The following is a 7,576-nucleotide window of genomic DNA, read 5'->3' on the forward strand; positions in this document are numbered from 1 at the left end:
GATTAGGACTTGCCACTGTTCTGCGGTGCGGTGTTTTCTCATGGAAATAACCTCGCGTTGTTGAATGCGAGGTCACTCTAGGGCGGAAGTCAGCGGGATGGCAGGATGTCTTGGAATGAACGCTTACACGAAATTGGCCATCCCGAGGGATTGATTCCTGCGCTCGCAGCCAGCGCCACGCATGCTGCTTACCTGCGTGCAGTTCAGGCAGGCCGTACGCTGATAATGGCGAGGGATGGATGGCTCGTTCGAATTGATCCGGACGGCTCAGAGACGCGGCTTCGCGCCTTACCCATGAAGCATAAGGTAACGGCGGGGAGCGTCTTTCATTTTAGCGCGCAATTGCGGAGCTAGGGCTGCCCAACGCGCCTCACGAAAGTGGCGGGCGCAGGCAGTACCGCCAAGATCTTGAGGCGGTGAGTGCGGCAAGCTTAATCCGTACAATGCCGCTTCGTTTGCTCTGTGTAGCCCGATGAAGCACCCGATGGTGGCAATCACCGAGGCCACGCCAGGTCGCCTGGATCGAAGTAGCTGCTACAGGTAGCAGACGTGATCGACACGAAGCCTGATTTGCGTGGCTGTCCATTCGCATCGCTTGGCCTGCCGTCCGAGAATGGATTCCCGCGGCAGTTATTTGGAATCTGCGGTGCTGCTCGACCTGGCTTGTTAGCTGGCGTAAACCAAGATCCATCACGGCGACCAGATGAAGACCGGTGGAATTAGGAGGCGATGCGAATGCCGCACGCCGAGTACTTCTGGTTAAGCGCCAGATCGATTTCGGCAACGTACTTCACGTGCGCCATGCTGCACGGCACATCTATCAGGCGATGCAACGTCTTCTCTATTTTAGCCTGGGGCCTTTTGGTTGTTGACGATACCGTCGATGGGAATCGCGCCTGCACAGTCAGCAGCGACACCGTTTCGCCTCCAAGATCTATGGCTCCATTAGCGTCGCGAATGACTGATGGAGGATGCGAATCGGTGTCGGAGTCGATGCGATTACCCACCGGCCGGACGATCAGGGCGGATTCGAACAAATCGATGCTCGAATCCGCATCATTTAGCAAGCCGAACGGGCCAGGCCACGCTGTTTCACGAGCGTATAGATCGCCGGAATAACAACCAGCGTAAGAATCGTCGAAGAAACCATGCCGCCCACCATCGGCGCGGCGATGCGCCTCATCACCTCCGATCCGGTACCGGTGCCCCACATGATTGGCAACAGACCGGCCATGATGGCAACCACAGTCATTATCTTCGGCCGCACTCGATCCACCGCGCCAATTATCACTGCCTGGTAAAGGTCATCCACCGTCAGCTTTTCACCGGCAGCCTCCCGCTCTGCTCGACGCTCATCGAGCGCGTGGTCAAGGTAGATCAGCATGATCACGCCTGTCTCCGCGGCAACGCCAGCCAGAGCAATGAAACCCACCGCTACTGCAACGGAGAAGTTGTAGCCCAACGCCCACATCAGCCAAACGCCACCTACCAGCGAGAATGGCACTGAGAGCATGACGATCAGCGTCTCGGTAAGCCGCCGGAAGTTCAGATACAGCAGGAGGAAGATCACCACCAGCGTCAACGGCACTACGATTTTCAGCCGCTCGGCCGCTCTCTCCATGTACTCAAACTGGCCGCTCCAGGTGACATAATACCCAGGCGGGAAACTCACTTGCTCCTGTACAGCTTGCTGCGCCTCGCGCACGTAGCTACCGATATCCCTATCACGAATATCCACGTAGATATAGGCCGATAGCAATGCGTTCTCAGTGCGGATGCTCGGCGCGCCCTTAGTGATGCTGATGTCCGTAAGCTGGCCGAGTGGTATCTGTGCACCGCTCGGCGTCGGCACTAGCACTTCAGTGCCGATCCGTTGGGGATCGGAACGCAGCTCTCGCGGATAGCGCACATTGACGCCGAATCGCTCCCGCCCTTCGACAGTGGTGGTCACAAGCTCGCCGCCAAGGGCGGTGCTAATCACCGTTTGCACTTCCCCTACCGTCAAGCCGTAGCGGGCCAAGGCGTCATAGTCGGGCGAAATGTCGAGGTAGAAGCCGCCTGTAATACGTTCGGCAAACGCGCTGGTGGTGCCGGGCACTGCCTGCACAACCGCTTCAATCTGAGTTGCTAGCCGCTCGATCCCGGCGAGGTCCATGCCAAATACCTTGATGCCAATGGGCGTTCGAATGCCGGTGGAGAGCATGTCCAAGCGCCCTTGGATGGGCATAGTCCAGCTATTTGCCACGCCCGGAAATTTCAGCGCGTCGTTCATCTCGGCGATGAGCTTGTCCACCGTCATTCCTGGCCGCCACTCTTTCTCCGGTTTGAGGTTAACCACCGTCTCGAACATTTCCACCGGCGCCGGGTCGGTGGCCGTGGCCGCGCGGCCCGCCTTGCCAAACACCGAGGCCACCTCTGGGAAGCTCTTGATGATCCGGTCCTGCGTTTGCATGAGCTCAGCGGCCTTGGTAATAGACATACCAGGAAGCGAGGCTGGCATATACAGCAGCGTGCCCTCGTTGAGTCGCGGCATGAACTCGCTACCGAGCTGCCGCGCCGGCAAAATGCTAACGACCAAAACCACCAGCGCTACAACGATTGTCATCACCTTCCAACGCAGCACACCTTGGATGATCGGGCGGTAGACCCATATCAGAAAGCGGTTCACCGGGTTCTTGTGCTCGGGGATTATCCGCCCTCGCACGAACAGCAGCATCAGCACCGGCACCAGGGTCACTGATAGCAGCGCCGCAGCGCCCATAGCGAAGGTCTTGGTGAGCGCCAGCGGCGAGAACATCCTCCCCTCCTGCGACTCCAGCGTGAACACCGGTAGGAAGGAGACTGTGATGATCAGCAGCGAGAAGAACAGCGCAGGGCCTACCTCCCGACAGGCCTCGATTATAATATGTACACGCGGCTTCTCCGGCGGCGCTCGCTCCAGGTGCTTGTGGGCGTTCTCGATCATCACAATAGCTGCGTCCACCATCGCACCGATGGCGATCGCGATGCCGCCCAAACTCATGATGTTGGAGTTGAGCCCTAGCCAGCGCATGGCGATGAAGGACATTAGGATGCCAATCGGCAGCATGAGGATGGCCACCAGCGCACTGCGCACGTGCAGAAGAAACACAACGCACACCAGCGCAACGATGATCGACTCTTCAAGAAGCGTGAACTTGAGATTGTCGACAGCGCGCTGGATAAGATCCGAGCGGTCGTACACCGTCTCGATATTCACTCCTTCCGGCAGGCCGGGACGGATCTCCTCTATTTTGGCCTCAAGATTGTCGATCACGGACATAGCATTCTCGCCGTAGCGGGCAACGGCGATGCCGCCGACCACCTCACCCTCTCCATCGAGCTCAACGACGCCGCGACGCTCGTCCGGGCCGAGTTCGACGCGAGCTACATCACGCAGCAGAACCGGAATTCCGCGTGAAGCTTTCAGCACCAGTTTCTCGATGTCCTCTGCACCGCGCAGGTAGCCACGACCGCGCACCATGTACTCGGTCTCGCTCATCTCTACGATGCGGCCACCGACGTCGGCATTGCTGGTACGGATGACTTCAGATATCCGGCTCAACGGGATGTCATAGGCCTGAAGCTTCTGCGGGTCAACGGTGACCTGGTACTGCTGGACAAAGCCTCCGATGCTCGCAATCTCGGATATGCCTTCGGCCTTGGTGAGCTGATAGCGCACGAACCAGTCTTGCAGGGTGCGTAGCTCAGCAAGGGTATGACGTGTGCTGGTCAAGGCGTATTGGTAGACCCAGCCCACACCTGTGGCATCTGGCCCTAACGCGGGTGTCACCCCCGCTGGCAGGTTCTTCGAAGCGAAGTTGAGGTACTCCAGCACCCGCGAGCGGGCCCAATAGATGTCGGTACCGTCCTCGAAGATGACATAGACGAAGGAGGCACCGAAAAACGAGAAGCCTCGCACCACCTTGGAGTTGGGCACCGATAGCAGCGCCGTGGTAAGCGGATAGGTGACCTGATCCTCTACCACCTGCGGGGCCTGCCCAGGATATTCGGTGTACACAATCACCTGCACGTCGGATAGGTCCGGCAGTGCGTCCAGTGGGGTTTTCATTACCGCGTAGATGCCGGCGCCGATGATAATCAGCGTGGCGAGCAACACAAGGAAGACGTTGCGCACCGACCATTCAATGATTTTGGCAAGCATGCTTAATGCCCTCCATGGGAATGGCCGCCGTTCGGCATCACATGATCTGGGTGACTCCCAGACTCAGCGTCGCTACCGTGGCCCGCATCCACCTCACCCGCCGGCTTATGAAGCTCGTTGCTCTCGTAACTGCCGCTATCACTGTGATCGTCGTGTCCAGCATGACGATGAAGTGCATCGGCATTGCCTGGCGCGGCGGGACCGTCAGGCCCGACGGCGGCTCCATGGGCATGGGGATCCGCTTCTGCAGTCGAAGCCGACTTCCCACTCATGCCGCTTAGCGCTGCCTTTAGGTTGCTCTCGGCGTCTATCAGGAAGTTGGCGCGCGTGACTACTGACTCGCCCTCCCCCAGCCCTTCCAACACCTCAAGGTAGCCGTCGGCACGCCTGCCTGTGCGCAGTTCGCGCGGCTCAAAGCGACCTTCGCCCAGGGCAACCAGCGCAATCCGGCGAGTACCGCTGTCGATTACCGCCGAGTCAGGCACTGCGAGCACCGGCGCCTGCTCACCTGCTGCGAGCTGAGCGGTGCCGAACATAGCCGGCTTAAGCAGGCCGTCGGGATTGGTTAGCTCGATGCGAACCCTGGCGGTGCGAGTCTCCGGCGACAGATCGGGATAAACGAAGGTTACCTCGCCCCTAAAGCGCCGGTCGGGATAGGCGCTTACCGTAAGCTGCGCCTTCTGCCCAAGCTGAACTAACGCCAGATCCTGCTCGAAAACCTCAGCGATAAGCCAGACGGTATCGAGATCCGCGATTCGGTAGAGGGCATCCCCTGGCTGAAAGCGCATACCTTCAACCGATGGCTTATCCAATACCACGCCATCCACGGGCGCGGCGATCGTCAAAGTGCGAGTTACCTTGCCAGTACGACGCAACCGTTCAAGCTGTGCTTCCCCGATATCCCAATTGCGTAGCCGCTCAAGGGCAGAATAGGAGAGGGAGGCGAGCCCCTTTTGCGCGGCCGCGCTGCCGCCGGCAAGACTTTGCTGCCCGGCATTGGCGATCAGGAACTCCTGCTGCGCCGACACCAGCTCGGGGCTGTAGACCTCCATAAGTGGCTGGCCTTTGCGAACCGGCTCACCGGTCGTGTTGACGTAGAGCTTTTCGATCCAACCCTCAAACTTGGGCGCCAAGGTGTATTGGCCGCGCTCGTCGACCTGCACCGTACCGACTGCACGCACTGTACGGGTGAGCACGCGGCGCTCAACTGGCGAAGACAGTACACCCAGCAACTGCACCTTCTCAGGGCTGATTACAACGGTGTTTCCCGATTCATCACCCTCATAAACGGGGATGTACTCCATACCCATGGAGTCCTTCTTCGGCACCGGGGAGGTGTCCGGCAGTCCCATGGGATTGCGGTAGTACAGGATCTTGCGCTCGCCCTGCGCGGCAGCAGGCCCCTTGTCGGCGTAGACCGGGATGTAGTCCATCCCCATCGGATCCTTCTTGGGCACTGGCGACGTGTCGGGCAGCCCCATGGGGTTGCGGTAGTACAGAACCTTGCGCTCTTGTGGGGCGGTACTTCCAGCTACCTCCGAGGAGCCTGTCCTTTGCGCCACCATGTAGCCACCACCGAAGCCGGCGATTGCCGTCGCAAGGGCGAGCGCACCTGCGCCGAAAATCATGCTGCGATTCATAGTTCTGCTCCGACAAGACGTTCCAATTCCACCACTTGGACTCGTTGCTCCAGCGCCAGCGAGAGCAGCGACAGCCTCAGCTGGCGAATCTGTCGCTGGGCATCAAGCAAGGTCGCGAAATCGACGTTGCCGGTCTGATAGCTGGCGAGCGCCGATTGATAGGTGAGCTCCGCCTGCGGCAGGAGCGTTCTGTCAATCAGTTCGTGCTGTCGAAAGGCTGTCTCCAACGCCGACCACGCTTCACCTACGCTGCCCGCGAGACGGCTGTTGACCGCCTCGCGACGAGCCTCGGCGGCGTAGCGCAAGGAAACGGCCTCGCGCTGCTCTGCGCTGCGGCGTTTGCCCCACAGCGGGATATTCATCTCCAGCATCAACTCGAACTCTTCGGCCCGGTTACCCATCTGGACGACGGCAGTGCCGACGGTGATATCCGGAATCCAGTTTCGGCTGGCAAGCGCCTCAGCACGCTGGGCCTCTTGAATTCGTGCATTGAGCTCAGCCAGTTGAGGATTGCCACCGAAGATACGAGCCTGCAGCTCAGCCAAGGTCGGCACTGATGCAGGCAGAGCAGGCCAACCGGCGGGCTCCGCCAGCGGCGAGTTCGCAGGGCGCGCCAAGATGCCGTTCAACCGCGCCGCCGTGCCGCGTCGGTCGCGTTCCAGCGTCAGCAGCTCGCTCTGCAGACTGGTGTGCTCGGTCTGAGCCTTGATCACGTCCTGTTGCGGCGCAAGCCCCACTCTGTAGCGAGCTTGGGCAATACTCTCAAGCTCATCCACCAGCGCCCGCAGCTCCTCGGTGACCTGGATGGCTGCGTGGGCATACTGGTATTCGTTGAAGGCAAGCTTGACGAGACTCCTGAGCTCGACTCGGCTCAGGCGCTCGCGGGCCGCTGCCTGCTCGGCGCCCGCCTCTGCGATCTCGCGAGCAAGCCCCCGCTTGCCGCCAATAGGAAAAGTCTGACGGAACGCGTAACGTGTGCTGCCAACGCCGCTGGGCGATAGGCTCGGGTCGTCGCGGGCGATGCCCATTTCCTCAAAAGTGAGCATCGGGTCCGGGAGCGCACCGGCTACATCGGGACGCTCCCAGGCGGCCTGCCTCTCATGCCCGACAGCCCGGAGCTCTGGGCTCTGCCGTTCAAGCAGGTCTAGCAGCGGAGGCAACGTGGCGCCAAGCTCGGCTGACCCTGGCGAAGCCTGCGCGCCGCTGCTCAGAGCAAGGCCTAGGATGACGGGTGCTAGCAGCCCCCAACTGCGGACGGGCAGCGGCTGAACGATCCAGTTCATAGAATCTCCTTACTGCAGTGCCGGTCCCGTTGATTGCAGCAACGACAACTAGAATATTCGAGGACTTCGGCTTGCGCACCACGCCAGTCATGAGCGGAGAGCGGAAACGGGTGTGCCGACCAGGCGCGATATTTGATCAAGTCATTCATCATGTTTAACTCCGAAGCACGCAAATTTCGGCACAAGGGAAAGCTTGGACCCGTTTATGAGCGAGCCTCGAATAGTTCGTAAATATTGTTTGGCTTTATTGCAGATCAGACCTGTCGTTTACATAACCTAAACTTTACATTTATGTCAGTTACCTAAACTAACATATTTTCAGCGTACTACTCGCAAAACACTTGGCGGTTGCAGGAGCTGAGTGCAACACGGTCATTGAATTGAAGCTGGAGCATCATGCCGCATAGCCATGGCCTTCTGCATCACCTCACCCATAACTTCGATGGGGCACTTGAAGTCGAAGCGCTTAC

4 protein-coding genes are annotated in these 7,576 nt (G+C 59.5%); all 4 read right to left on the minus strand.

Features of this window, described 5'->3' with window-relative positions; all coding sequences use genetic code 11:
• Positions 1–719 precede the first annotated feature (719 nt).
• Genes IEG05_RS22660 through IEG05_RS22675 form a run of 4 tightly spaced genes read right to left on the minus strand, consistent with a single transcriptional unit; the run spans position 720 to position 7,106 of the window.
• Positions 720–1,037 carry a hypothetical protein gene (locus tag IEG05_RS22660; protein WP_020307713.1) on the minus strand — a complete coding sequence of 106 codons (318 nt, stop codon included), beginning with the start codon at positions 1,035–1,037 and terminating at the stop codon, positions 720–722.
• 23 nt (positions 1,038–1,060) lie between these two features.
• On the minus strand, positions 1,061–4,183 hold the full coding sequence (locus IEG05_RS22665) for an efflux RND transporter permease subunit (RefSeq protein WP_011914418.1): 3,123 nt from the start codon (positions 4,181–4,183) through the stop codon (positions 1,061–1,063).
• Positions 4,184–4,185: 2 nt separating this feature from the next.
• Positions 4,186–5,823, minus strand: coding sequence for an efflux RND transporter periplasmic adaptor subunit (locus IEG05_RS22670; protein ID WP_046622233.1), 1,638 nt, complete (start codon positions 5,821–5,823; stop codon positions 4,186–4,188).
• Positions 5,820–7,106, minus strand: a complete 1,287-nt coding sequence (locus IEG05_RS22675) for a TolC family protein (RefSeq protein ID WP_003296208.1) — start codon at positions 7,104–7,106, stop codon at positions 5,820–5,822. Before IEG05_RS22675 ends, IEG05_RS22670 begins: the two co-directional genes overlap by 4 nt.
• Positions 7,107–7,576 lie beyond the last annotated feature (470 nt).

This window comes from Stutzerimonas kunmingensis (assembly GCF_014764705.1).
GTDB lineage: Bacteria > Pseudomonadota > Gammaproteobacteria > Pseudomonadales > Pseudomonadaceae > Stutzerimonas.